24 protein-coding genes are annotated in these 26,808 nt (G+C 35.8%); 14 read left to right on the top strand and 10 right to left on the bottom strand.

What is annotated here, in order from left to right:
• Positions 1 to 60: 60 nt before the first annotated feature.
• From ACMA47_RS01630 to ACMA47_RS01610, 5 genes are all read right to left on the bottom strand, one after another.
• Positions 61 to 930 carry a polysaccharide deacetylase family protein gene (locus ACMA47_RS01630; RefSeq protein ID WP_413928399.1) on the bottom strand — a complete coding sequence of 290 codons (870 nt, stop codon included), beginning with the start codon at positions 928 to 930 and terminating at the stop codon, positions 61 to 63.
• 386 nt (positions 931 to 1,316) lie between these two features.
• Positions 1,317 to 4,187, bottom strand: coding sequence for a heavy metal translocating P-type ATPase (locus ACMA47_RS01625; RefSeq protein WP_413928398.1), 2,871 nt, complete (start codon positions 4,185 to 4,187; stop codon positions 1,317 to 1,319).
• Positions 4,188 to 4,389: 202 nt separating this feature from the next.
• On the bottom strand, positions 4,390 to 4,950 hold the full coding sequence (locus tag ACMA47_RS01620) for a helix-turn-helix domain-containing protein (protein ID WP_413928397.1): 561 nt from the start codon (positions 4,948 to 4,950) through the stop codon (positions 4,390 to 4,392).
• The gene (locus ACMA47_RS01615; protein WP_034696721.1) at positions 4,947 to 5,342 is read right to left on the bottom strand and encodes an acyl-CoA thioesterase; all 396 of its coding nucleotides are present in this window, start codon (positions 5,340 to 5,342) and stop codon (positions 4,947 to 4,949) included. The genes ACMA47_RS01620 and ACMA47_RS01615 overlap by 4 nt, the downstream gene beginning before the upstream one ends.
• A gap of 97 nt (positions 5,343 to 5,439) precedes the next feature.
• The gene (locus tag ACMA47_RS01610; protein ID WP_413928396.1) at positions 5,440 to 5,853 is read right to left on the bottom strand and encodes a DUF6157 family protein; all 414 of its coding nucleotides are present in this window, start codon (positions 5,851 to 5,853) and stop codon (positions 5,440 to 5,442) included.
• Positions 5,854 to 6,220: 367 nt separating this feature from the next.
• Between ACMA47_RS01610 and ACMA47_RS01605 the strand changes: the two genes are divergently transcribed.
• Complete coding sequence (locus ACMA47_RS01605) at positions 6,221 to 6,571, top strand: RNA recognition motif domain-containing protein (protein WP_034696719.1); 351 nt, start codon at positions 6,221 to 6,223, stop codon at positions 6,569 to 6,571.
• 137 nt (positions 6,572 to 6,708) lie between these two features.
• On the top strand, positions 6,709 to 7,461 hold the full coding sequence (locus tag ACMA47_RS01600) for a hypothetical protein (protein ID WP_413928395.1): 753 nt from the start codon (positions 6,709 to 6,711) through the stop codon (positions 7,459 to 7,461).
• A gap of 64 nt (positions 7,462 to 7,525) precedes the next feature.
• Here the strand turns inward: ACMA47_RS01600 and ACMA47_RS01595 are convergent, their stop codons facing one another.
• From ACMA47_RS01595 to ACMA47_RS01585, 3 genes are read right to left on the bottom strand one after another with little or no spacing between them, the layout of a single operon-like run.
• On the bottom strand, positions 7,526 to 9,310 hold the full coding sequence (locus tag ACMA47_RS01595; RefSeq protein ID WP_413928394.1) for a DUF4153 domain-containing protein: 1,785 nt from the start codon (positions 9,308 to 9,310) through the stop codon (positions 7,526 to 7,528).
• Between the two features lie 24 nt (positions 9,311 to 9,334).
• Positions 9,335 to 9,844, bottom strand: coding sequence for a BlaI/MecI/CopY family transcriptional regulator (locus ACMA47_RS01590; RefSeq protein ID WP_413928393.1), 510 nt, complete (start codon positions 9,842 to 9,844; stop codon positions 9,335 to 9,337).
• A gap of 8 nt (positions 9,845 to 9,852) precedes the next feature.
• The gene (locus ACMA47_RS01585; protein WP_034696715.1) at positions 9,853 to 10,455 is read right to left on the bottom strand and encodes a phosphatase PAP2 family protein; all 603 of its coding nucleotides are present in this window, start codon (positions 10,453 to 10,455) and stop codon (positions 9,853 to 9,855) included.
• Between the two features lie 200 nt (positions 10,456 to 10,655).
• Between ACMA47_RS01585 and ACMA47_RS01580 the strand changes: the two genes are divergently transcribed.
• The 11 genes from ACMA47_RS01580 to ACMA47_RS01530 all read left to right on the top strand — a co-directional run bounded on the left by ACMA47_RS01580 (position 10,656) and on the right by ACMA47_RS01530 (position 20,726).
• On the top strand, positions 10,656 to 11,081 hold the full coding sequence (locus ACMA47_RS01580) for an NIPSNAP family protein (RefSeq protein ID WP_413928392.1): 426 nt from the start codon (positions 10,656 to 10,658) through the stop codon (positions 11,079 to 11,081).
• Between the two features lie 317 nt (positions 11,082 to 11,398).
• On the top strand, positions 11,399 to 12,400 hold the full coding sequence (gene pdhA / locus ACMA47_RS01575) for a pyruvate dehydrogenase (acetyl-transferring) E1 component subunit alpha (RefSeq protein ID WP_413928391.1): 1,002 nt from the start codon (positions 11,399 to 11,401) through the stop codon (positions 12,398 to 12,400).
• Between the two features lie 109 nt (positions 12,401 to 12,509).
• On the top strand, positions 12,510 to 14,102 hold the full coding sequence (locus ACMA47_RS01570) for a 2-oxo acid dehydrogenase subunit E2 (RefSeq protein WP_413928390.1): 1,593 nt from the start codon (positions 12,510 to 12,512) through the stop codon (positions 14,100 to 14,102).
• A gap of 307 nt (positions 14,103 to 14,409) precedes the next feature.
• Complete coding sequence (locus tag ACMA47_RS01565) at positions 14,410 to 15,078, top strand: ABC transporter ATP-binding protein (RefSeq protein ID WP_034696709.1); 669 nt, start codon at positions 14,410 to 14,412, stop codon at positions 15,076 to 15,078.
• Positions 15,079 to 15,091: 13 nt separating this feature from the next.
• Positions 15,092 to 15,670, top strand: a complete 579-nt coding sequence (locus tag ACMA47_RS01560; protein ID WP_413928389.1) for a murein L,D-transpeptidase catalytic domain-containing protein — start codon at positions 15,092 to 15,094, stop codon at positions 15,668 to 15,670.
• A 29-nt stretch (positions 15,671 to 15,699) separates the two neighbouring features.
• Positions 15,700 to 16,377 (top strand): RadC family protein, encoded by a 678-nt coding sequence (gene radC / locus ACMA47_RS01555; RefSeq protein WP_413928388.1) that lies wholly within the window; start codon positions 15,700 to 15,702, stop codon positions 16,375 to 16,377.
• Positions 16,374 to 17,288 carry a hypothetical protein gene (locus ACMA47_RS01550; RefSeq protein WP_413928387.1) on the top strand — a complete coding sequence of 305 codons (915 nt, stop codon included), beginning with the start codon at positions 16,374 to 16,376 and terminating at the stop codon, positions 17,286 to 17,288. Before radC ends, ACMA47_RS01550 begins: the two co-directional genes overlap by 4 nt.
• Positions 17,289 to 17,361: 73 nt before the next feature.
• Positions 17,362 to 18,294 carry a phytanoyl-CoA dioxygenase family protein gene (locus ACMA47_RS01545; protein ID WP_413928386.1) on the top strand — a complete coding sequence of 311 codons (933 nt, stop codon included), beginning with the start codon at positions 17,362 to 17,364 and terminating at the stop codon, positions 18,292 to 18,294.
• Positions 18,295 to 18,384: 90 nt separating this feature from the next.
• Positions 18,385 to 19,560 (top strand): hypothetical protein, encoded by a 1,176-nt coding sequence (locus ACMA47_RS01540; RefSeq protein WP_413928385.1) that lies wholly within the window; start codon positions 18,385 to 18,387, stop codon positions 19,558 to 19,560.
• 24 nt (positions 19,561 to 19,584) lie between these two features.
• On the top strand, positions 19,585 to 20,097 hold the full coding sequence (locus tag ACMA47_RS01535; protein WP_062670185.1) for a hypothetical protein: 513 nt from the start codon (positions 19,585 to 19,587) through the stop codon (positions 20,095 to 20,097).
• 17 nt (positions 20,098 to 20,114) lie between these two features.
• The gene (locus tag ACMA47_RS01530) at positions 20,115 to 20,726 is read left to right on the top strand and encodes an inorganic pyrophosphatase (protein WP_034696699.1); all 612 of its coding nucleotides are present in this window, start codon (positions 20,115 to 20,117) and stop codon (positions 20,724 to 20,726) included.
• 90 nt (positions 20,727 to 20,816) lie between these two features.
• Here ACMA47_RS01530 and ACMA47_RS01525 read toward each other — a convergent pair whose 3' ends face one another.
• Positions 20,817 to 22,538, bottom strand: a complete 1,722-nt coding sequence (locus tag ACMA47_RS01525) for an amidohydrolase (RefSeq protein WP_413928384.1) — start codon at positions 22,536 to 22,538, stop codon at positions 20,817 to 20,819.
• 135 nt (positions 22,539 to 22,673) lie between these two features.
• Here ACMA47_RS01525 and ACMA47_RS01520 point away from each other — a divergent pair, with 135 nt between their 5' ends.
• Positions 22,674 to 25,406, top strand: a complete 2,733-nt coding sequence (locus ACMA47_RS01520; RefSeq protein ID WP_413928383.1) for a sodium-translocating pyrophosphatase — start codon at positions 22,674 to 22,676, stop codon at positions 25,404 to 25,406.
• A gap of 165 nt (positions 25,407 to 25,571) precedes the next feature.
• Here the strand turns inward: ACMA47_RS01520 and ACMA47_RS01515 are convergent, their stop codons facing one another.
• Positions 25,572 to 26,711, bottom strand: a complete 1,140-nt coding sequence (locus ACMA47_RS01515) for an aminotransferase class I/II-fold pyridoxal phosphate-dependent enzyme (protein ID WP_413928382.1) — start codon at positions 26,709 to 26,711, stop codon at positions 25,572 to 25,574.
• Between the last annotated feature and the right edge of the window lie 97 nt (positions 26,712 to 26,808).

Below are 26,808 nucleotides of genomic sequence, written 5' to 3'. Positions count from 1 at the left end.
GAAAATTCCCTGACAGTTGCCAGTTATGAATGCATTTTACACGGTACTTTTACTGTAAAATTAATTCAGAACCTCATTGATCTTTGGATACTGAGAGATTTTTCTGAAGACAAACTTGTTGCTCTTCTGCAATTTTTCAATAAACATATCCAGTTCATTGATAGAGTCTGCATCTCTCAGATACTGATCGTGGGTAAGGAATACCAGGTGTCTTGAAGTCTTCTCAAGGTCGTTCAGGAAAATACTGTCTACTTTCTTGATCATGGCTTCATGACTTCCTTTTAAAGTCATTTTTTGAGAAGGTCTCCATTCAAGATCCCAGCCAATTACTTTATATCCGGCTTTTTTAAGGCCATCTGCTGCTACAGTAGAACTTTTGATATCCGTTACATTAATATTGTTGAGCCTCCAGATATTTCTTCCAGGAGTTCTTGCTATTTTATCGGTAAGCTTCAGGCTGTCTTTGGCGATGTCAAAATCGTGAACTACAGCATCAGCATTTTTATAAAAATCTGTGTATTTGTTGTGGGCATGAGAGAAACTGTGATTGGCCAGCTCAACCAACGGGTTTTGCTTAAGCAACAGCAGATCATCCTTCTGTTTTTTACTTCCATAAGCATGTTTCCCTACCAGAAAGGCAGTGGCGCAAACATTTCTCTTGTCCAGGATTTTTAAAAGATTTTCGGTCCCCTGATTGGGGCCGTCATCAAAGGTAAGGTAGATCACTCTTTTATCCGGATCTACGCTTTCATCATCCATATTATTGGAGACTATTTCTGCGGAAGGATGTTCCTGTGAACTGACGACGGGGTCATTATTCACTTCATTCTTGAAATTACAGCTGTTCAATAAAGCCGAAGTTGTACTCATCAATACAACCATCCCGAGAAAAGTCATATTTTTTGACTTTCCCGCAAAAATTTTTCTCATAAAAATAATGGAATTTGAATTGTTAAAAATCGTTAAAAATAACAGATGAAAATTAACAAATTATATGCCAAGCTGTACAGTTATTTTTCTTTTTAAGTTTATTTTAAGAACTTTATTTTAAAGCTTATTTCCATCACCTGAAGGATTGTTAATTTATGATTTTGTTTTCTTTATATTTTAACATTTATAAATGTAAAACCGATTGTTTTTCTCTATTTTCTTTGAAATGATTGTAATTTCCTTTTACGGGGAATTATTTTTATTTTAATACAATCTTTTTTTGACAAGAGTGTTTTTGGGATATTTGAGACTTTACTTTCTTTAAACATATAAAAAAGCAGCCTGATGAACGGGCTGCTTTTATTCTTTATTTGTAAAGATTTCTATTATTTAATATTCAGATCCACGGAATTTAATCTTAATGAATTCAGAATTACAGATAATGAACTGAAGCTCATTGCTGCGGCTGCAATCATTGGTGAAAGTAGGATTCCAAAGAACGGATACAATAATCCTGCAGCTACCGGAACTCCTAAAACATTATAAATGAAAGCAAAGAACAGGTTCTCTTTAATGTTTTTGAGAAGTTTTTCACTCAGTAACTTTGCTTTTGCAACGCCTAAGATATCTCCTTTCAATAAAGTTATCTCAGCACTTTCAATCGCAACATCTGTTCCTGTTCCCATGGCAATGCCCACATCAGATTGAGCAAGGGCAGGAGAGTCATTGATCCCGTCTCCGGTCATTGCTACGATTTTACCCTGCTGCTGGAGTTTTTTTACCTCATTCAACTTATCTTCAGGAAGGCAGTTGGCTTTGAAATGTTTGATTCCTAATTCATCAGCAACAGCTTTGGCAGTATGTTCATTATCTCCTGTCATCATGATGACGTCTATTCCTTCACTCATTAGCTGTTTAACAGCTTTTTTGGAACTCTCTTTGATTTTATCCGTAAAACTTACAAATCCCAGCACCTGCTGATCCTGTGCGATATAGGAAATCGTATGGGCTTTAGACTGAACTTCTACTGCTTTCTGTTGTAAGCTGTCAGGAATCATGATCTGATGCGAGGTCAGGAGACTTTCATTTCCAAGATAAGCTGTTTTTCCGTTGATATTTCCTTTCACTCCTTTTCCGGAGATGTTCTCAAACTGGTCTACTTTTTCAGCCGTCAGATTCTCTTCTTTTGCTCTTTTTATTACGGCATTGGAAAGTGGGTGTTCAGAATTTTGATTCAAAGAAAAAGCCAGTTTTAAAATCTGATGCTGATCTCCGTTTACTGTTTCAATATGTTCTATGGAAGGTTTTCCTTCTGTTAAAGTTCCTGTTTTATCGGTAATCAAAACATTTACTTTATTCATCTGCTCAAGAGCTTCTGCATTTTTGATGAGGATTCCGTTTTTAGCACCTTTCCCTATTCCTACCATTAAGGACATTGGAGTTGCTAGTCCAAGGGCACAAGGACAGGCCACAATCAAAACGGCAACCGCATTTACGAAAGCAAATAAGGTTCTTTTTCCTTCCGGACCGAAAAACTGCCACAATACAAAAGTGAGGACTGCAATAAGAATTACCACAGGGACAAATACCTTTGAAACCTTATCTGTAAGTTTCTGGATAGGAGCCTTGCTGCGGCTGGCTTCATTCACCATTTTAATGATTTGGGAAAGCAAGGTTTCGTCACCTACTTTTTCCGCCTTCATAATAAATACCTGATTACCGTTGATGGTTCCGGAAGATACCTTATCATCTACATTTTTTTCAACAGGAACAGGTTCTCCTGTAATCATACTTTCGTCTACAATAGAATTACCTTCAGTGATTTTTCCATCCACGGGAATTTTTTCACCAGGTTTTACTTTTAATAAATCTCCTATTTTTACCTGAGAAAGTAGGACTTTCTTTTCTTCACCGTTTACCATAAGGTTGGCTTCATCTGGTGAAAGGTTCATTAATTCTTTGATGGCATTTCCTGTTTTTTTATGAGCTGCTGCTTCCATCAGCTGACCTAAAATAACAAGGGTCAAAATCACACAGACTGCCTCAAAATACAACGGAATTTCATGATTATGTCCACGGATTTCATGTGGAATAATGTCTGGAAATATCAGGGCAACAATACTGAAAATAAATGCTGCAGCAACCCCCAGAGCAATAAGACTGAACATGTTGAGGTTCCATGTTTTGAAGGAAACCCAGCCTCTTTTCAAGAGAAACCATCCTGAATAAAACATCACGGGAAGTGTTAAAGCAAGCTCAATAAATCCCTGAATCTGATGAGAGAAAGGGAAGTTGATAAACATTCCACCCATTGAAAGAATAAAAACAGGAATGGTAAATGCTAATGAAGTAATGAATTTCCTTTTTAATAGAGTATAGGTTTCATCTTCATCATCATCACCGCTGTCAGGCATTCTTACGAGATCCATTCCGCAAATCGGGCAGTCTCCCGGTTCGTCACGAATGATTTCCGGGTGCATAGGACAGGTGTATTTTGCGGTTTTCTTTTCTGGGTATTTTACAAGATCCATTCCGCAAACCGGACATCCCACATTGGAATCGTAGGTTTTGTCACCTTCACAATACATTGGACAGTAATACCTGCCTGCCATTTCATCAGTCACTTTAGGGGCCTCATGATGATGGCCATGGTGGTCATGATCATGATGATGGTGAGAATGGGAATGAGCGTGATGTTGATGTGAGTTTGCTTTTTGAGCGAGTTCTTCAGTAATTGGCTCTAAATCCATATGACAAACAGGGCAACTGCCTTTTTCATCATATACTTTGTCCCCTTCGCAAAACATCGGACAATAATGCTTCCCGATACTATCTTTAAAGTTTTCAGGAAGGTTGGTTGATGAATAGGTTGGTTTATGATTAGGATCTTTAGCAAGCTTTTCTTCAATAGGAACCAGATACATTTTGCAGACAGGACATCTTTCGCCCTGCTTGAAATATACTTTATCTCCTTCGCATTCCATTGGACAATAGTATACCGAAGACGGAGATACGCGGTCCTGAGGCTTTACAAAGGCTATTTCAGGATGACTGGGATCTTCAAGTCTGTATTTTCCTATTTCTGCCAGTGCATCATTTAATACCGAAAGTTTCACTCCATGATCAGAAGTGATGGTGGCGGTATTGTTTTCCAGATTTACATCGGCTGTAACACCATCAACACTATTAAGTTGATTGGAAATTTTTTTCTGGCAGCCGGAACAGGTCATTCCGAGTATTTTATACTGTTGTTCCATGATTCTTAAATTTATAGTACAAATTTCCAAAATGGAAACCTAAGGTTGTTATAAATTTAAGGATAATAGTTATAAAATTAGGTGGAGTGGGAGAGTTTGAGAGTAAGAGTGTTTGAGAGTTTGAGGGTGTGAGCGTCTGAGCGTTTGTAAGTGTGATAGGAATATTTAACTCCTTTACCCCTAAACGCTCAAACCCTCAATCTTATAGATTATCAAGCGCCTTGCGATTGTGTTCTTTGAGTTTTTTGAATTCAGTAGGAGTGAATCCGGTTGTATTCCTGAACTGGGAAGAAAGGTGTTGGACACTTTTATAACCAAGCTTTCCTGCAATTTCAGTAAGGTTGAATTCGTTGTATAAAAGAAGTTCTTTTACCTTTTCTATTTTCTGAAGAATGAAGAATTGCTCTAATGTGATATTTTCGTTTTGAGAAAACGTTTTGGAAAGAGCACTGTAATCCTTGTGAAGTTTTGAACTTAAAAATTCGGAAAGCAGAAAGTCTTCCGAGATATCAAGGTCGCTTATTTTTACAATGATCAGGTTTTTGATTTTTTCTACAGTCTGATGAGCAGAATCCATAATCCTTTCAAAACCTGTATCGAGCAGTTCTTTTTCTATGATCTGCATTTTTTCAGGAGAAACATCAGCTTCCGTTTCTACTTCTCCCAGTAAGATATTAGTGGTCTTTACATCTGTATTACGGAAAATATTTTCTACTGCCGCAATGCATCTGTTGCAGACCATATTCTTTATGAAAATCTTCATAGGCTGTTGTTTAACCTGTCTTTTACGAATTCTATCTGGGTTTTGCCATGAGGAGCAGGATTGCCTTCTTCGTTAAGATTTACCATGACAATTCTTTCTACAGTAATGATGGTTTGATGAGTCATTTTATTTCTAACATCACATCTTAAAGTAATAGAAGATGATCCGAAATGAGTAGCTTCAATTCCTATTTCTATAATATCTCCTTGCTTAGCTGAACTGACAAAGTTGATTTCAGAAATAAATTTTGTGACTACTTTTGTGTTTTCCAACTGAATGATAGCATAAAGTGCAGCTTCTTCATCAATCCATTGAAGAAGTCTTCCTCCGAAAAGTGAATGATTGGGGTTTAAGTCTTCGGGTTTCACCCATTTTCTGGTATGGTAGTTCATATCTTTTAATAATTTGCAGTACAAATTTAGTGTTAAAAGCTGATCTTTTCAAAAGAATAGTATTTATTGATCTGAAAAGAATCATTCATTTTCTCAATCATTTTCTTTTGGAACGCATGGCTTTCGTTTTTGCTACAGAAGGATCATTCAGCAATGTTTGATATTCTTCACTTTCTATGGCAATCAGGGCGACTTTTCCTTCTATATTATGATGGAACCCAAATCCATATTTTTTCGCTAAAGGAGAACACCGGAGACAAGGCTGGCCTTTGGAAAAGAATTTTTTCCTTTCATCCTCTTTCTCGTTTTCTGAAATTTCATTTTTAATGGCATAGCATTCAAAAATTAGATCATCGGAAGAATATTGATAAGGACTTTTTATAAGTTTCTCATATTGGAGATTGGCAAGTGTTTTTTCCTTTTTTTCCGGAGGAATCTGTGCATGGAAAACAGGACAATCTTCGGCAGCTTCAATGAGTGTGTTGGTATAATTTGTGGTGTAAGATTTCATATTTTGGTTCAGTATTTAAAATTTTATGAAGAATAGGGCGGTAAGGAAGTTGATCAATAGAATGTTGCGTGTCATATTAACTTGATTTTGAGGACTCAGCGTTGGCATTTGTTTTAAATCTTTAACTAATTTTATAATAAAATATATTTTTGATTAATTATTTGATAGTCAATTATTTAAACTTATTTTATATGTTTTTTTTGTTTTTAGATTCAACATAATGTGAGAAATATTTAAAAAAAGCTTTGATTTGAAATTTTTAATTGTATCTTGCATACGTTTATATTTGGAATCAATATTTGTTCATTAATTTATGTTGTTTTTCTTTTATATACCAAATTTTTATTAATTTTTTAATTTATTTAAAATGAACATTTTTGTTTCAAACATCAATTACGCAACTAAAGAGTATGAGTTGCACGATCTATTCGCAGAATTTGGTGATGTATCATCAGCTAAAATCGTTACAGACAGAGAAACTGGTCGTTCCAGAGGTTTCGGTTTCGTAGAAATGGGTGATGAAGAAGGAAAGCAAGCTATTGAAGCTCTTAACCAAAAAGAATTTAACGGAAAAACTCTAAACGTATCTGAAGCTAAGCCAAGAGAAGAGAAGCCAAGAAGAAGCTTCGATAACAACAGAGGTGGAGGTTATGGTAACAACAACAATAGAGGCGGAGGCTATGGTAACAACCGTGGCGGAGGCGGAAATCGTTGGTAAAAATATGAAGCGGCTTTTAAGCCGCTTTTTTTATGGAATTTAATTTCCAGTAAATCATGTAATTATAACTTGGGTTGGAAAATGATGATGTTTTGGCATAATTTTAGAAATTATCAATCAATCAAAAAATAATTATAATGAAAAAACATTTATTAGCATTAATGATGGTGTTTGGTGGATTATTAATCAATGCACAAAACATTTACACCGGACAGAACTTAGAGCAGAACAGAAAATACTGGGCAAGTAACAACCGATACTATTTGACCTTTCAGAATGATGGTAACCTGGTTTTATATAACAGAGCCGGAGTTGCAATGTGGGATACAGGTACAAATAACAGAGGAGCAAGAGCTGTTTTTCAGGATGATGGGAACTTAGTCGTTTATACTTCCGGAAATGGAGTGGCTTTTAGTTCTAATACTAATGGAAGAAGAGCTGAAAGATTAACTGTTCAGGATGACGGGAATCTTGTTATTTATAATGGTTCCAATCCCCTGTGGGCATCAAAAAGCGATTTGAAAAATAGTGGAAGAGACAATGGTTTTGGCCGTGGAAATGGGAATATAAGTACTGGGTACAAATTCCGTAAAGGAACAAAAGTGTTCTCTCCTAATGGTAGCTATTATTTGACTTTCCAAAATGACGGAAATCTGGTTTTATCCTATGATAACGGAGACTCTATCTGGGCATCCGGAACAGATAATAAAGGAAGCAGAGCGGAGTTCCAGTCAGATGGAAACCTTGTTGTTTATGATTCTTATAATAAAGCAGTATGGAGCTCAAATACTTCTCGCAGAGGAGCGAACAAGCTTTCTGTACAAAATGACGGAAACTTAGTAGTTTATAACGATTATACTCCATTGTGGAGTTCAGGTACTAATAGATAACAAACTATTTAGATAAAATAAAAAGAGACTATCCACAAGGTAGTCTCTTTTTTTATTTTAATGCTTATTTTAATTTTATAAGGATGTAGACGTTTTCGTAATAAATACTGGCAGTGTCATTGTCAGAATACTTTTCTCTTGTAATTTCACTGAAAATAAGTTTAACGTGATACTTTCCTAAATCAGATTCCATCGCAATTTCAGGGATTACTACATTTCCTTTCTTGTTTTTATTTTCTTCAAATAATTTAATGATCTGTGGTCCGAAATCTATTTCTTCCTGATAATTTAAACTGAGTTTTAATGAGGATTTTTCTGTCAGTTGGTCTGTTAGCTCAAACTGATCATTATTCAGTTGTTGGGGATCTCTGCTATAACGATGGAAAGAAATTAAATATTGATAATTCCCGATTTCTACAGCCTGTCCTTTACGAATAAGAACGAGTCTGTTCATTTCGTATGCTCTGTTTTTTACGGTGACATTCACATCTGAGAACTTACTCTGAATATCGTAATTGATACTATAAAATGTGCCTTTTTTAATATTATCGGCTAATTCAGCCTGGTCTTTTTCGTTCAGCAGTGCTGATAGAAATTCACTTTGCTTTCTTTCAGCCAGAAATTCAAATTTATCAGCAATTTCATTACGAACAGTATCTGTAACTTTTTTCTGAAAATTAATCTTGCCGGCACTCATTAGCTGATGCTGGTTTAAAATATTCATCAATTCTGCTTTCTGACTTCTCTTAGCCACACTGAATGCATTAAGGTAAGGGAAAACCAATGCAAAAGCGCCAAATAAAAATAAGCTGACAGGAATGAATTTTATCGTAGCTTTTTTGTTGAAAATAAAGTAGACAACAATGCTTAGCAGCCATAGAGCAAGCAGGAGAACGAAATACCTTGGTTCTGTATAACCATATTCTAAAATTCTGGTGAAAATAGCAGTGAAAAGCAGAATGATCAAAGGAACAATAGTATAATAGAATGCTTTTGAAAATATTCTGACCCAGGATTTTGCGTTTTCTTCTTTCAATGGGTGAACCAGAAGTAATGCAAGAATACCAACAATGCTATAGGCTAAAACAAGGTAAGAAACCCAGCCTCTTGGAAGCTGCCAGTTGATTAATATTTTAACCGAATAAAAATAAAGAATTGTTACATAGATAAGCAGTAACGGAATTAAAATAAACTGAGTGAAAAACTTCAAAACAACAGGGTAGGTGCCATCTTTTTCAAGGTTATTTAATCCTTTATCATTAAATAAAAGGAAAATAAAACTGCTTCCAAAAATAGCGAGAACAAAGAATGTATCTCTGTAAATTCTGTCATGGAAATTAAAGTCAAAAAGTTTATCAACCGCTAAGATTGCTAATTCCACACCGCCTGTCAGAACTCCTGTAAATACGGCAGTGAGAAAGATATTGATAAAAAGATTTTTGTTGTACTGCCAGAATCTGAGCTCCCTGTCTTTCTCCAGAAACGGAACAAATGATACCAGTAAGTGGGAGAGAAGAGCTGTAATAGCTATGATGTAAGCATAGACTTCTGTAAAGCTGTTTTTTTTATCAGGCAGAATGTAATAAAAACCTATAAGGAAAATTATACCGGATACGTGTAGTAGTAATTCTTTCCCGATTCTCTGTGACAACATTTTTAATGCAAACATCAAAGAAATTCCGAGACATGAACAAATGGTGAATTTAATATAAGAAGTAATTTCACTACGTTCCGTTTCCACAATGCATATGGTACCAATAGCAGCTAATAAAGCCATTACCAAAATCATTGGATATCGGAAAATGACTTCATTGGCCCGGCTTAGAGTTTCCTGGAATTTTGTTTTCATGATTTGGTGTTTTTAAGGTTTAGATTATTCTTTTTTCTTTTTTTTCTTTTTGTCCTTGTCCTTGTCCTTGTCCTTATCCTTGTCTTTTTCTTTTCCTTTGGTCTTCTTTTCTTTTTTAGGATTCAGGATTTCTTCAGCAACTTCGAACTTAGGTTCTTCCACTTTTGCTGGCTTTATTTCAATTTTTAGATCAAAATAGCCCTTCATATCTTCCTGGGAAATTAATTTTTCACTTAATAAAAGCTCCAGAATTTCCTTCCCTGAATTATTAAAAAAGTTGTGTGAAAGCTCTTTTAACAGAAATTTTTTATACCCTTCTAAAGGAACAAGCACGCTGTATTTGAAGATTCTTCCTTCTTTTACAGTAGATAGATAGCCTTTTTCAACTAATATTTTCAAATAAGTGGAAACCGTGTTCTGGTGTGGTTTCGGTTCCGGATGCTGCTCCATAACGTCCTTCAGATAGAAAGATTCCATTTTCCAAAACAGCTTCATAAAGTTTTCTTCTGCGGCAGTAAGATGATTTATTTTCATAGAGTATTCTAATGTTGAAATTGAATATTGCAATAAAGATAGATAAAAGATACCAGAAAAGCTATTCCAGCCCCCATAAATACTTCTTTTACGGTATGTCTTTTTAAAATAATACGGGTGATTCCGACCAAAATAGCGATTCCCAGCCATGCAAGACCCATTTTCCAGTCCAGTGAGAAAAAGAGTGCTGCCACAAATACATTGAATGCCGTATGCATCGAGCTTTTGATAAAAAGATTACTGATCTGAAGAGCGAAAAGAAGCACCAGAATAAATAGCATGACAAGATCAATATATCCGTTTCTGATATAATTAAAAAGAAGATAGGCGATTACACAGACTGCAATAAATATATATAAGGTTTTCCTTTGGACACGGTTGGAAACATCCATATTGGTGTACCTTCCAGTCTTTACATTCCACACCAGCCATATCACCACCGGAATAATGATCATTAATAATACAGGAAGAAAATAAAGCATAGAATCTTTAAGGGAATATTCTCTGATGCTCATGTAGATAAAGAAAATGATCAGAGAAACCAAAGGATTAAAAAAATCAGAGATGACTTTTGAAATTTTGTGTAATAATGAAGATTGTTTTTCTTCCATAATCAAGTTTAAAAACCAAATATACTATTATAACCTCAAAAATCAAACGAAAACCATGAGATGGAATAGGTGATTTAATGGGTAAGTTATTTGATTAACAGTTGATTTTAATGAAGTGAGATGTTTTTGCTTCTTTAAATGAATACTGAATTTTGCAGGAAATGCTTAATTTTAATTGATCAGTTTTAATCATCATTATCATGAAGCATCTATTCATATTATTTATATTGTCAGGTTGTTTAGCCTTTGGTCAAAAGGTTTCCGGGGAAAATATTTCTACACCACAACCTGTCCATCAATTAAGAATCTATGAAATTCCAAAAGAAAATAAACAGGTTTTTCTGGATCGCTTCAGAGATCATGCAATGAGAATCATGAAGAAATATGGATTTACCATTGTGTTAATCTGGGAATCGGAATTCAATGAAAAAACAGAATTTGTTTACCTGCTCGAGTGGAAAGATGAACATACAATGAAAATGGCGTGGGAAGGATTTATGGCAGATAAAGAGTGGAAGGAAATTAAAGCCAGAACGGCAAAACAATATGGTAATTTCGTCAATGAAATTGAAGACAGAACCCTGAAACTTACAGATTTTTCCCCGGAAAAGAAGTTGTTGAAATAACCAAAATATATATTAACAATAATTAAAGAGGAATGAAATAGGAGAACAAAATATAAAGAATAATAATGTCTCCGAATTATGTGTTGTTTCGGGAAAGCCTTATGAATAGGGGTACTCCTGAAATCTGACGGGAAGAATGTAACGGATAAAACGTAGCTTTATCAAGCTTTCAAGGGGTCGGAAATTAAGAATAATCCATACAGCCCGCAAATAGATTTTGCAGAAAAATCGAAAAGTTATCTATGTATAGAATAAAAACAAAGTTTTTTTCATAATTTTGCTCAACTATTTCATCATAAAAAAGCAAGAGCTAACACATGAAAGAATTTTCTAAAGAGGTATACCTGAAGTGGTATGAAGATATGACAATGTGGAGAAGGTTTGAAGACAAATGCCGTTCTCTTTACCTAAAACAAAAGATCAGAGGATTTTTACATTTGTATAACGGTCAGGAAGCTATCCCTGCCGGTTTTACACATGCAATGGATCTTACAAAAGATAGTATGATTACTGCTTACAGATGTCACATCCATCCAATGGCGATGGGAGTAGATCCTAAAAGAATCATGGCTGAACTTTGTGGTAAAGCTACCGGAACATCCGGAGGTATGGGTGGATCTATGCACATTTTCAGTAAAGAACACCGTTTTTACGGAGGACATGGTATCGTTGGAGGACAAATTCCATTAGGTGCAGGTATTGCTTTCGCAGATAAATATTTCGACAGAAAAGCAGTGAACATCTGTTTCTTTGGTGATGGTGCTGCAAGACAAGGTTCTTTACATGAGACCTTCAACATGGCAATGAACTGGAAACTTCCTGTGGTATTTGTTGTAGAAAACAACCAATATGCAATGGGAACTTCTGTAAAAAGAACTGCCAACCACGAAGATATCTATAAATTAGGATTAGGATACGAAATGCCTTGCCTTGCTGTAGATGCAATGGATCCTGAAAAAGTAGCAGAAGTTGCTTACGAAGCTATTGAAAGAGCAAGAAGAGGAGACGGACCTACTTTCATTGAAGCAAGAACTTACCGTTACAGAGGACACTCTATGTCTGATGCCGAGCCATATAGATCTAAAGAAGAAGTAGCTCTTCATAAAAATGATGACCCAATCGAATTGATAAAACACAGAATTTTAGAAAACGGATGGGCTACAGAAGCAGAATTGGAAGTGATGGATAACAAGTCCAGAGACTTTGTTGAAGAGTGTATCGAATTTATGGAAAACTCTCCGTATCCGGATGCAGAAAAAGTCTATGAGTATGTATATGCTCAGGAAGATTATCCATTCTTAGACAAATTAGAAAACTAAAAGATAATGAGTTAATTTGACAATTTGAGAATTTGAAAAATGTGATAGATGATGTCCTTTTTTAATTTTCAAATTTTCAGATTGCTAAATTTTCAAATTAAAATAAATTATGGCAGAAGTAATTACGATGCCCCGCCTGTCCGACACAATGACGGAAGGTAAGGTGGCAAAATGGCATAAAAAAGTAGGAGATAAAGTAAAAGAAGGAGATATTTTAGCTGAAATTGAAACTGATAAAGCAGTTCAGGATTTCGAATCTGAAATAGAAGGTACCCTTTTATACGTAGGTGTAGAAGAAGGAGGTGCTGCTGCTGTAGACTCTGTTTTAGCTATTATCGGGAATGAAGGAGAAGATATTTCAGGATTGACAGGTGGGGCTGCTGCTCCCGCTGCAGAAACTGAAGAAAAAAAATCAGAAGAACAGCCTAAAGCAGAAACTGCTGCACCTGCTGCAGAAGTTCCGGCAGGAGTAGAAATTATTACAATGCCAAGACTTTCTGATACAATGACAGAAGGTAAAGTAGCTAAATGGCACAAAAACGTAGGAGATACAGTAAAAGAAGGAGACCTTCTTGCTGAGATCGAAACAGATAAAGCGGTACAGGATTTCGAATCTGAATTCAATGGAGTATTATTGAAGCAAGGTGTAGAAGAAGGAGGTGCTGCTCCGGTTGATTCCGTATTGGCAATCATTGGCCCTGCAGGAACGGATGTTTCCGCTGTAGGTGCTCCAAAAGCTGCCGGTCAGTCAACTGAAAAACCAGCTGAACAGAAAGCAGAAGCTAAAACAGAAGAAAAAGCTGCTCCGGTTGTGAACTCTTCATCTTCTGACAGAGTAGCAATCTCTCCACTGGCTAAGAAAATGGCTCAGGATAAGGGAGTTGATATCAACAGTGTTCAGGGTTCTGGTGAAAACGGAAGAATCGTTAAAAAAGATATTGAAAATTATCAGCCAGCTGCGAAACCAGCTGCTTCAGCTCCTGCAGCAAGCGCTGCTCCTGTTGCAGTAAGCTTCGTACAGGGTGAAGATACAGAGACTCCAAACTCTCAGGTAAGAAATATTATTGCAAAACGTCTTTCTGAAAGTAAATTCTCTGCTCCTCACTATTATCTGATGGTTGAGATCAATATGGATAAAGCAATTGAGGCTAGAAAAGAAATCAATTCTCTTCCGGATACTAAGATCTCTTTCAATGATATGATCATTAAAGCAACTGCAATTGCTTTAAGAAAACACCCTCAGGTAAATTCAAGTTGGGCAGGTGATAAGATCATTCACAGAGGAAATATCAACATCGGTGTAGCAGTAGCTATCCCAGACGGATTGGTAGTTCCGGTATTGAAAAATACAGATCAGATGACGTATACTCAGATTTCTGCATCCGTAAAAGATATGGCTTCAAGAGCTAAGAGTAAAGGCCTTAAAGCTAACGAAATGGAAGGCTCTACATTCTCTATTTCAAACTTAGGAATGTTCGGAATCGAAACATTTACAAGTATCATCAATCAACCAAACTCTGCAATCCTTTCAGTAGGAGCAATTATTGAGAAACCAATCGTAAAAGATGGTCAGATCGTAGTTGGAAACACTATGAAACTTTCATTGGCATGTGACCACAGAGTGGTAGATGGAGCTACAGGGGCTCAATTCTTACAAACATTAAGAACTTATTTAGAAAGTCCACTAACATTGTTACTGTAATTTTCTGAATTGAAAATAGTAAAACCTCCCAAATCGGGAGGTTTTTTTGTTTTTAGTAAATTGAAATTGAAATGGAGATGGAGATGGCTAACAAAACCTATAAGGTTTCAAAAACCTTATAGGTTTAGAAAAAAGCTTCTATTAAAAAAGTTTTTACAAAAAAATAAGTTAGAAATAATTAAAAAAATTAATAGAAAAGACGGATATAAATAGATCAGAGAAATCTAATTCTGATAAATCTAAAATAAAATATAAACCGCTTCAAAAAGCGGTTTTTTATTTGCAGGCAATTCACTACTTTTGAATCATGATTAAAGCAAGAAATATCCATAAATCTTATGGGAATTTAGAGGTACTGAAAGGAGTTGATATTCAAATCAAAACAGGAGAAGTGGTTTCTATTGTAGGAGAATCAGGAGCTGGTAAATCTACATTGCTGCAGATTCTGGGAACTTTGGATCACCCTAGCCAATCTAATAAATATGATACTGAAATTGAAATTGCAGGAGAATCATTTATTAATATGAATGATAAGCAGCTGTCAAAATTCAGAAATCAGAATATCGGTTTCGTATTTCAGTTTCACCAGCTTCTTCCGGAGTTTACTGCGCTGGAAAATGTCTTGCTTCCGACAAAAATAGCAGGAGCTAACGAAAGAGAAGCTCTTGAAAAGGCTTATGCTTTGTTTGAAGACCTGAAGATTGAACAGAGACTGAATCATAAACCCAACCAGCTTTCAGGTGGAGAGGCGCAAAGGGTGGCTGTAGCCAGAGCTTTAATCAATTCTCCGAAAATTATTTTTGCAGATGAGCCTACAGGTAACCTTGATTCCAAGAATGCGGATGATCTTCATAGATTGTTTTTTGATCTTAGAGATAAATACAACCAAACTTTTGTCATTGTAACACATAACCCGAATCTGGCAGAAATTACAGACCGCAAGCTCGTTATGAAAGACGGAATGATCATAGAGTAGTATACAAAACCGGATGATGAAACACTTTATTTTTCTTTTTTTAATTGTAATTTCCTGTTCAAAAGCTGAATCCCAGCAGTTGAACCCATTGGGTATTCCTCAGACAAGAATTTCAGAAATTAAAAATTATATTAAAGGAAAAGAGTACAATCAGGAACTGGCTGTTTTTATCAACTTTAAAATTCATTCCGGAAAGTATCGTTATTTTATCTATAACCTGAAAAATAATACGATTCTACAGCAGGCTGTAGTTTCTCATGGTTCAGGCTCTGTCATTCCAAAGTCAGATGCATTGAAATTCAGTAATATTGAAGGCTCTTATCAGTCATCTCTTGGAAAATATGCCATTGGAGAAAGCTATATAGGAAAGTTTGGTAAAGCTTATCGTCTGGCAGGACTGGATGCTACCAATAGCAATGCCATGCAGAGAGCAATAGTTCTTCATTCTTACGGATGTATTCCTGACGCAGAATCAAAGTCTCCTGCATGTCTGAGCTTAGGATGTCCTATGCTTTCCATAAATGCTCTTAAAGAAACAGCAAAATATATTGATAGGTCTACAAAACCTGTTATTTTATATGCTTTCTATTAATTGATAATATTCATCTATAATTTTTTTCCATGGCCATAAAACTCCTTGCCGAAGATGACAGACCCAGAGAAAAGTTTTTGCAGAAAGGCAAAAGCTCACTTTCTGATTCTGAACTCCTGGCAATTATTATGGGAAGTGGAAATAGAGAGGAAGATGCTTTGGAATTAGCAAGGAAAATCTTAGCTTCTGTCAATAACAGCTGGAATGAATTGAGCTTACTTTCCGCCAAAGATCTGATGAAATTCAAAGGTATTGGAGAATCAAAAGCCATTTCAATTATTTCAGCTTTAGAAATCGGCAGAAGGAGAGCTGTACAGGATATTCCTGAAAAGACAATTATTGGAAACAGTCATGATGCTTATGTGATTCTCAGAAATCAGCTTTCTGATCTGAGAACAGAAGAGTTTTGGACAATTTTCCTTAATAATAGCAATAAAGTGATTCATGTTTCTCAGCTTACCCAAGGTGGGATCAGTCAGTCTATTGTAGATGTGAGAACACTTTATAAGTCAGCTTTGGATCATTTTTCAACAGGCATTATCATTGCCCACAATCATCCTTCCGGAAGTTTAAAACCAAGCCGGGAAGATATCAATATCACACAGAAAATAAAAGAAGCGGGAAATACATTAAGTATTCAGCTTTTAGACCATATTATTGTCACGCAGGACTCTTATTTTAGCTTCTCAGACGCTGGATTATTATGATTAGAAGATTGAAATACCATGAAATTGATTTTGTAAAATATGCTCAATGTTTAGAAAATTCCGAACAAAGAAAATATTCTGCAACAAAAGATTTTTTAGATACAACTTCTACAATGCCATGGGAAATCCTGGTGTATAAAGATTATGAAGCTGTAATGCCCGTACCTTTTGTAAGAAAATATGGGTTGAAAATAGTACATAATCCTAAACTTTGTCAGCAGCTTGGGGTTTTTTCCAGCAAAGATGATGTGGATCTTAATGAGACATTTTTAGAATATCTGGAAAAAAATTACATGATAAGGGCGTATCCTTTTAATGATGTCAATCAGCTTCGCACAAAGATCAGAATCAAAAAGAACTTTTTATTATATCCTGAGGTTTATGAGAAAGTCTATTCGAAATATTCACCCAAAAGAAAAAGAAAACTTCGGTTAGATGAAGCTGTTTTAAAAGAATCAGAAATCAAAACGATCCCTTATGAGAAAGCAAAAGCTTTTATTGAAGCCAATACGATAGGATTGAATAAAGACCATGATTTGTTTGAATTCATGAGGATTTTCGAAAGCTTTTATAAGTCCGGATATCTGAAATTTACAGCTTTTTACTATCAGCACAAAATTGTTAACGTAATTGCCACTTATTCGGATGGTAATATGGTTGCGCTTTTAGGAAATTTTAATGATAAAGATTATGTCAAATTATCAGGAGCATCTGTATTGATTGATCATCTCATTAAAGAAAATATAGAAACTCATATTTTTGATTTTGAAGGGGGAGAGCTGCCCAATATTGAAGAGTTTTTCAGAGGATTTCGCCCCGAATTAAGACCCTACGGAATTATTGAGAATTCAAAAAAGAACCTTTTTAAAAAATTAGGATATCTTGTAATAAGAGGAAAGTCTTTTTTATGATGAAAAGCATTGTTTAGATCGGTTCTAATTAAGTAATATTCCGTAACTTTATAAAATCCTTAGTAAAACAGTTATGTTACAACAGATTCGTCAGTACAAATTATCATACATGCTTTATAACTTGTTTAAAAAGAATAAATTAAAGCATAATATTCCATTATATAAAAAATACGGAATTAATAAGAACTATTTTTCAAGTATTTCGAGTAAAGATTTTGCGCACCTTCCGGCTAGCAAAAGAACACTTAATGATACAAAACTTAGGGAAACTCCTTTTTTTAAGAAACTTTCTGATGAAAATAAAGAAAGTGCTCTTCAGTATGACGATAATGGGTATATGATTCTGAGAAATTTCCTCACTCCTGAAACGGCCGATCAGATCAATCTGGAAATTGATAAATTGATGGAAGATGGGACTTTGAAATTTATATACGGAGGAAAACTGATGTTTGCAATCCATCATTCAGAAATCATTAAAAATATTGGAAGTGATAAAGAACTGTTAGACTTTTTATCTGTTTTGCTTGACGGAAAATCCAAACTTTTCCAAAGTATCAATTTCATTAACGGCAGCCAGCAGAAAACCCATTCTGACAGTATTCACATGACTACTTATCCATTGGGAGGATTGCTGGGAGTGTGGATTGCACTGGAGGATGTGGATGAAAATAACGGAGCATTGCATTATATTCCCAAAAGCCACAAACTTCCTTACTTCCTGAATTCTGATTACGATAATGAAGGGACATCTTTGAAAATAGGGAAGAAAAGCTACAGAGCCTATGAAACCTTTCTTGAAGATAAAGTAAAAGAATTAGGCTTAAAGAAAGAAATCTTTAAAGCAAAAAAAGGAGATTTATTAATCTGGCATGCCAATATTCTTCACGGCGGAGAGCCTCACATGGATAAAAACAGAACGAGAAAAAGTCTTGTCTACCATTTCTTTGATGAAAATAGTGTTTGTTACCATGAAGTGACACAGAGACCGGCTCTGTTTGAACTTTAATACAAAAAAATCCTATTCGTAAAGCTTTTTATAGGAATTCGGATTTAAAAAGATAGTTTTTTTACATTTGTATTCTTATAATATCAGTGTATGGAAAAAAAGAAGAATATTCTTGTTTTTATATTTTCAATCTATGTATGCATGATGTCATACTATCTGTATACCCATCATTATTACAACACTGATATGGAGGCCTATATGGGGCTGATTTATAAAACGGAATATCCTGAAATGAAAATTGAAGAAATTCATCAGAAGGTATATGACGAACTGAGGGAAAAGAATCCTGACTTTGCAGGACTTGGGCCTGTTAATCCAATGGTTGAGGAAGTGGCAAAAGGGGAGAGTACTTACTATAAAATAATCTCACAAAACCCCAAAGCCTACGAAGAAGAATTACAGCTTTTTGTGGTAAAACCTTTTTATAATTTTATCGGCTGGTCATTGTTTAAGCTTGGTTTCAGTGCTTCTACATCTATTTCTTTGATTTCAGTTATTTCTTACGCATTGATTCTTATCCTGATTTTCAGCTTTTTGATAAAAATTCTGAAAAATTATCCTCTCGCCTTTATCCTTACTGTTTTAATTTCGCTGTTCAAACCTTTACCGGAGGCAGCTCGACATGTTTCAGCAGATTCCTTATCATGTCTGCTCCTTCTTCTGAGTTTCTATGTGTTTTTAATAAGAAGAAATTTCTTTTTTGCAGGGATACTGGCTATACTATGTGTGCTCACAAGACCGGAATATTTTATATTGTATTCATTCCTGTATGCCTTTATTTATCTTTACAGGAATACTCTTCAGATTAAAACAGGTCCATTATTGATTTCATATGGCTATTTGTTTGTTTCTTTCTTTTTAATACAGGTTTTCAATCAGGTTTCTTGGTCTACACTTTTTATGAATCAGTTTACCAAAGTTCAGATTTATCCTGTGTCACAACCTGATCCATTTTCCTTTGCAGATTATTTTCACTTTATTAAAAGTAATATAATGCTGCAGTTCAATGCTTCCTATTTTCCGGTTTTATTGATTTTTATTGTAATTATTCTTGCTAAGCATTTTTCATTCAGTAATAAAAAAAATCAGGCTCAGCTCTTGTTTTTTGTTATTATTTACGGAGCTGTTATATTAAGATTTTTGGTTTTTCCGTCTCTGGTAAACAGGATGATGCTTGGCTTTTATCTTATAATTATGCTTGCATTGGTCTATATACAAATTTCTAAAGTGGATATCTTTAAAAACTCTTTAGAAGACGGAAAATAATTAGTAATTTTGCAGTCTAAAATTATGACGAGTCTCTCAGGATATCTACCCTATGCATTTGCATTGATTATTGCAATTCCTTTTCTGGTTTTGCTCAGACAATTTGTACACTCATACATCACGCTTAAAAACCAGGAGATCAAACTACTCACCGTGAAATCAAATTCAGAGAACAAAGCACATTCCTATGAAAGAATGACATTGTTTCTGGACAGAATGAAACCATCCAACCTTATACAGAGGTTCGACAGGGGACTGGCGGTTCACGAGTTTATTTTCCTGACAGAAAAAGCAATCAATGAAGAATTTGAGTATAACTCTTCCCAGCAGTTGTATATCACAAAAAATTCATGGAAGAATATCGTTGACTCAAAGAATGCGATTATAGAACTGCTTCACAAAACCTATGACGGGCTAAAAGGAGAAGTTCAGTTGGATGAATTCAAAACGATTTTCATCATGAACTATATGGAAAGCAACGATTATATTGCTGAAACCATAGAAGATTTAAGAAAAGAAATTTTAATAATAACTTAAAAAATAACAGATAAATAATGATTCCAAATTTTAAAGCACATCCATGGCACGGAATTTCTGCAGGAGAAGATGCGCCAAATGTTGTCAACGTATTTGTGGAAATTGTTCCTTCAGATACTATTAAATATGAAGTAGATAAAGAAACAGGATATTTAAAGGTAGACAGACCACAGAAATTCTCTAACATTATTCCGGCTTTATATGGTTTTGTTCCAAGAACATACTGTGATAAGGAAGTGATGAGACTGGCTGTAGAATCAGGAGCTACTGACGTTACTATGGGTGATCATGACCCTCTTGATATTTGTGTTTTAAGTTCTCACAACATCCATGCGGGAGGTTTATTGATGGAAGCTATTCCAATCGGAGGTTTCAAAATGATCGACGGAGGTGAAGCAGATGATAAAATTGTTGCCGTAATGATCAATGACCACGCTTTTGGACACTTCAGAGATATTACTGAATTACCGGAAGCAGAAGTAAAAAGATTAATGCACTACTTCCTTACGTATAAAAACTTACCGGATGAGCCTGCAAAATGCAGAATCCAGGAAGTTTACGGAGCAGAACACGCAAGAAAAGTGATCAAAGCTTCTCAAACAGACTATGCAGATAAATTCGGAGGATAAGATTTTCTTCCCTAAAATACTAAAAAGCAGATGAATTTTCATCTGCTTTTTTAATATCTGCTCTTTTCATTCAATCGTTGTATAAAAGATCTAGTTTCTTTTGTATACAGAATTTCCTTCTTTTATCGTTTCCAGAACCTTAATGTTTCTGAGGTTTTCAGGAGCTATGGTTAAAGGATTCTGGTCAAGAATAACAAAATCAGCTATTTTACCCGCTTTAATAGAACCTTTTCTGTTTTCTTCCTGCAATTGATAAGCTCCGTTAATGGTGATTGCTTTCAAAGCTTCAAGGGTGGAGATTCTTTCATTAGGACCTAAAATCATTCCAGATCGGGTCTTTCTATTCACTGCTGCGTACACTGCTGTAATCAGATCGGGTGGTGTAGCCGGAGCATCATGATGAATGGTAAAAGTAATTCCTGCCTTTAATGCTGAATTTGCCGGACTTATAAAAGAAGCTCTTTCAGGGCCAAAAACACTCGAATAATGCCAATCTCCCCATAAATAAACATGAGTAGAAAAGTAAGAAGGGATTACTCCTAATTCTTTTATTTTTTGAATATGATCAGGTCTGCTGTTCTGTACATGAATTAATGTTGCCCGCAATTCCGGCTTGTAAATGTTTTCATCTTTTAACCTTTTAATAACACGGATGGCCTGATCAATTGCTGCATCTCCATTTACATGAAGCTGGGCAGTGATATTATTTTGAAAAAGGACTTTTAGGTCGTTATATAAGGTTTCATCCGTAAAAATAGGGAACCCTTTATAATCTTTAGACTGACCTTCGGGTGGAACTAAATAAGGCTGGGTAAGCCAGGCTGTTTTTCCTTGTGGAGAACCGTCATCAGAAAATTTGAATCCGGCTAATTTCAGATGATTTTCATACTTCATATACTTTGGTTTGAAGCTGCTGAAATCCTTTTTGAAATATTCATAATCCGGAAAATAAACAACATCAGCTTTAAGAAGATGCTGAGATGCTGCTTTTTCTAACAACGTAACACTTTCTCCCATTGTTCTCCCGTCACAAATAGTAGTCTGTCCATAGCTGAGCCATTCATCCTGGGCTTTCATCAGATTTTCCATAGCATGAGCTTCGGTGTTTTTACCCTTACCCATTTTTTCTGTTAAGGTCAATAAAGCAGTGAAACTTGCATTCTCTTCTAATTTTCCATTAAGCTTTCCTGTTTTTTTATCCCTGCCAAGGTGACCGCCTTCAGGATCTTTTGATGCTTCTGTTATTCCCAGAAGTTGTAGCATGGCACTGTTTACTACACTGGCATGACCGGAAGCATGAATAACAATAATAGGATTGGTCTTACTGATGGCGTCCAGTTCAGCCTTTGTAGGATGACGGTGTTCTGTCATAATTGCATCATCATAACCATTTCCGATAATCGGCTGTTGATCTGTAATTTTTTTGTCTTTGATATAGTTTTTAATTGTAATCTGTAAATCTTTAATTGAGTTTACAGTACCATAAGGTTCAGGAGATAAATCTACAACATCCATCATCCCGGCTCTTGAAGTAAGATGTCCATGAACATCTATAAACCCGGGAAGAAGAGTTTTTCCATTAAGATTAATCATTTTGGTCGCTGGCTCTGAATAACGTTCTGCATCCGATTTTGTTCCCGCAAAAAGTATTTTCCCGTCTTTTACTGCTACAGCTTCAATTTGTGGAGAAGAATCTTCCATTGTTATAATCGGACCTCCGAAATAAAGTATTTCAGCTTTTTCTTGTGGAATCTTATTTTGACAGCTGCTTATGCTTGCAGATAAAAAAATAGTGTACAATATCCTTTTCATAAATAATTAATTCAAATCATAGTGACAAACAAATTTACAAAATAATGGATAATTATTAGTGAATTTTACTGCGTGTTTATAATTTCATTATATTTATAAGACTAATCTCAATTTTTTAATATAAAATAATAAACTATGGATCTATTTGTGTTAGTGCCAATTTTTGGTGTCATAGCTTTGCTTTATACATTTCTTCAGAGCAACTGGGTAAACAAACAGAATGCGGGAAATGAAAAAATGAAAACAATCAGCGGCCATATTGCAGACGGTGCAATGGCTTTTCTAAAGGCTGAATACAAAATCTTAACGTACTTCGTTGTTGTTGTAGCCATTCTATTGGCAGTAATGGGGTCAAGTAATGCCAACTCACACTGGAGTATCGGAATTGCTTTTGCCGTAGGCGCTGTATTCTCTGCATCTGCAGGGTTTATCGGAATGAAAATCGCTACCAAAGCGAATGTGAGAACGGCAGAAGCTGCAAGAACTTCACTGTCAAAAGCCCTTAAAGTATCTTTTACAGGAGGTTCTGTGATGGGAATGGGAGTTGCCGGGCTTGCTGTCTTAGGTTTAGGAGCTTTATTTCTGATTATTAAACAGATTTTTGCCCCTGAAGCTACAGTAGACTCTCATGAAATGGAAAAAACCATCGAAATTCTTACCGGATTTTCTCTGGGTGCTGAATCCATAGCCCTTTTTGCAAGAGTAGGAGGTGGTATTTACACAAAAGCGGCAGACGTAGGTGCTGACCTTGTAGGAAAAGTAGAAGCCGGAATTCCTGAAGATGATCCCCGAAATCCAGCTACTATTGCAGATAACGTAGGAGATAACGTAGGAGACGTTGCCGGAATGGGAGCAGACCTTTTCGGATCGTATGTGGCGACAGTTCTTGCCACGATGGTATTAGGTAGAGAAACTGTTTCTGATGATGCTTTCGGAGGTTTTGCCCCGATTCTTTTGCCGATGCTGATTGCAGGGACAGGAATTATATTTTCCATGATCGGAACTTTATTCGTAAAAATTAATGATAATGAAGGTTCGTCTACTTCCAGTGTACAGAATGCATTAAACCTTGGAAATTGGGGAAGTATTGTAATTACTGCTATTGCTTCCTATTTTCTGGTAACGTATATCCTTCCTGAAAAAATGGTTCTCAGAGGTCATGAGTTTACTAAGATGGGCGTTTTTGGAGCTATCATGGTAGGTCTGGTCGTAGGAACTTTAATGAGTATTATTACAGAATATTACACTGCCATGGGGAAAAGACCCGTTTCCAGTATTGTGAGACAGTCTTCTACAGGGCATGCAACCAATATTATCGGCGGGCTTTCCGTGGGCATGGAATCTACTTTACTTCCGATTATTGTACTGGCAGGAGGAATCTATGGTTCTTATCTCTGTGCCGGACTTTACGGAGTGGCTATTGCCGCAGCGGGAATGATGGCCACTACAGCCATGCAGCTTGCTATCGATGCTTTCGGGCCTATCGCAGATAATGCAGGAGGTATCGCTGAGATGAGTGAACTTCCCAAAGAGGTACGTGAAAAAACAGATATCCTGGATGCTGTGGGAAATACAACTGCCGCTACCGGAAAAGGATTTGCCATTGCTTCAGCAGCATTGACGGCATTAGCTTTATTTGCAGCTTTTGTAGGAATTGCAGGAATTGACGGTATTGATATTTACAGAGCTGATGTTCTTGCCGGACTTTTCGTAGGTGGGATGATTCCGTTTATCTTTTCCTCATTGGCGATTACCGCAGTAGGACAGGCTGCCATGGCCATGGTAGAGGAAGTAAGAAGACAATTCCGTGAAATTCCAGGAATTCTGGAAGGGAAAGCACAGCCGGAATATGAAAAGTGTGTAGCCATTTCTACAGATGCATCCATCAGAAAAATGATGCTGCCTGGTGCGATTGCCATTGTCTCTCCTTTATTAATCGGTTTTATTTTTGGACCTGAAGTATTAGGAGGATTTCTGGCTGGAGCTACAGTATGTGGTGTCTTAATGGGAATGTTTCAGAACAACGCAGGAGGTGCCTGGGATAATGCCAAAAAATCATTTGAAAAAGGAGTTGATATCAATGGACAGACCTATTATAAAGGTTCAGAACCGCACAAAGCATCTGTAACAGGTGATACAGTGGGAGATCCGTTTAAAGATACATCAGGACCATCGATGAACATCCTGATCAAATTAATGTCAATCGTTTCTTTGGTGATTGCACCTACGTTGGCTGTTTTACATAAGGATAAAATTGAAGCGAACAGAAAAGCAAAAATTGAAAGTCTTACAGGGATTACTACAGCTGCAACAGGTGTAGGGGCAGATACCAAAATAATTGCTGTAGTTCCAGGAGAAATTAAAGGGCACCTTAATGAAAGTGGAGACTTTGTATATGAAACAGGAAATATTCAGAAAATAAAACTGGATGGAGGAAAAACAATTGCTATTGGTGACGGAAGTCAGCTTTATCAACTTTATAATGTGGTGAAACAAAAAGATAAATCAGCGTTAGATCCTAATAAATGGTACACCATTGAAAATCTTTATTTTGAAACAGGTTCAAGTGATCTGAAAGCAGAATCCGCACTTCAATTGATTACTTTGTCAGAAATTTTAAATGCTTATCCGGATCTGAAAATAAAACTGGGCGGATATACAGATAACAGCGGTAATGAAGATAGTAACATCAAATTATCCAATCTGAGAGCACAGACAGCGAAGCTTAAACTTTTAGAGTTAGGTATTTCCGGAGACAGAATAGAAGCCGAAGGATATGGATCTCAACATCCGGTATGTGAAGCTAATGATACTGACGAATGTAAAGCGAAAAACAGAAGAATTGATGTAAGAGTATTAGCTCTTTAAAATCAATGTAAAAATAGTAGAAAAGCATCGCTATGGCGATGCTTTTTTAGATTATAAAACGAAAACTCACACAAATAAATATCTACAATCATCTGTGAAAATCTGTGCAATCTGTGGTTAAAAAAAGCACCTGTGCGATCTGTGGGAAAGCCAACTGCAGAAACATCAAAGATTCCTTTTCAAATGCTCCAAAGCCTGGATAATCAATTCATCTTTTTTAGCAAAACTAAACCTTATATAATCAGAATTCTCCCTCGAATTATAAAATGCAGAAAGTGGAAGACAGGAAACATTCTTCTCAATGGTAAGCCACTTCGAAAATTCCACATCTGTCATGCTTTTAGAGATAGTCCTGAAATTGACAACCTGAAAAACACTTCCTTCTGATTTTTGTTCAATCTGAAAAGGAGTTTCCTGTATCATTTCATTAAAAATATCTCTTTTTTTCTGCATGAGTTTTTTATTGATAGCCGGATCAAATACATCAAGATATTTTGCGATAGCAAATTGTGCCGGAGCATTCGCACTGTAAGAAATATACTGCTGGTGACACTGGAATCTTGCTGTTAAAGCTTCTGAAGCAAGCATATAACTTACTTTCCACCCCGAAGTATGAAACATTTTACCAAAAGAAAAAATACAGAAAGTCTTTTCCCTGAGTCCAGGATTGATGAAAGAACTGTAATGTTCAGTTTCATCATAACAGTAAGTATCATATATTTCTTCTGAAATCAAATAAATATCACGGTCTTTAATCAGTTCGTAGAGTTGATTCCAGTCTTCTTTTTTCCATACTTTTCCAGTAGGATTCTGGGGAGAGTTGACAATGACTGCTCTTGTCTTTTCAGTAATACAATCTTTAAACAGATTCCAATTGATGGTAAAATCACCATCAAGATCGTAATAAACAGGAATTCCGCCATTCATCACAACAGCTGGTCCATAAGTGTAGTATGAAGGTTGTATAATGATGACTTCATCACCTTGATTCAGAATAGATTTAAGGGAAGTATATAAAGCAAAGGTTGCACAGGGGATAATCGTGATTTCCTTTGTGGCAATAGTGATTTGATGAGTTCGTTTTGCATTGAAACGGATAATACTTTCAATTAACAAGGGATTGCCGGCAAGAGGTTCATAGTGATGCGTATTGTGTTCCACAGCTTCTTTTAAAAATACTTTCAGGCGTTCATCAATATCAAAATCTGGAAGTCCCAGAGAAAGATCAAAGCTTCCGTGCCTGGTTGCCAGCTCGGACATTTCCGTAAAAAAGGAATAATGAGTAAATCCGTAAATTTCTTTCACTTATTTTGTATTTTTATCAAATATAACAAAATTTTAATACCGAATTGTATTTAAAAATAACGTACTGTTCAATTTGTAATTGGTTGCATATTATTTT

Origin of the sequence: Chryseobacterium sp. T20 (assembly GCF_047345655.1) — a bacterium.
In the GTDB taxonomy this organism is placed as follows: domain Bacteria; phylum Bacteroidota; class Bacteroidia; order Flavobacteriales; family Weeksellaceae; genus Chryseobacterium.
This window is presented reverse-complemented; position numbering and strand designations above follow the sequence as displayed.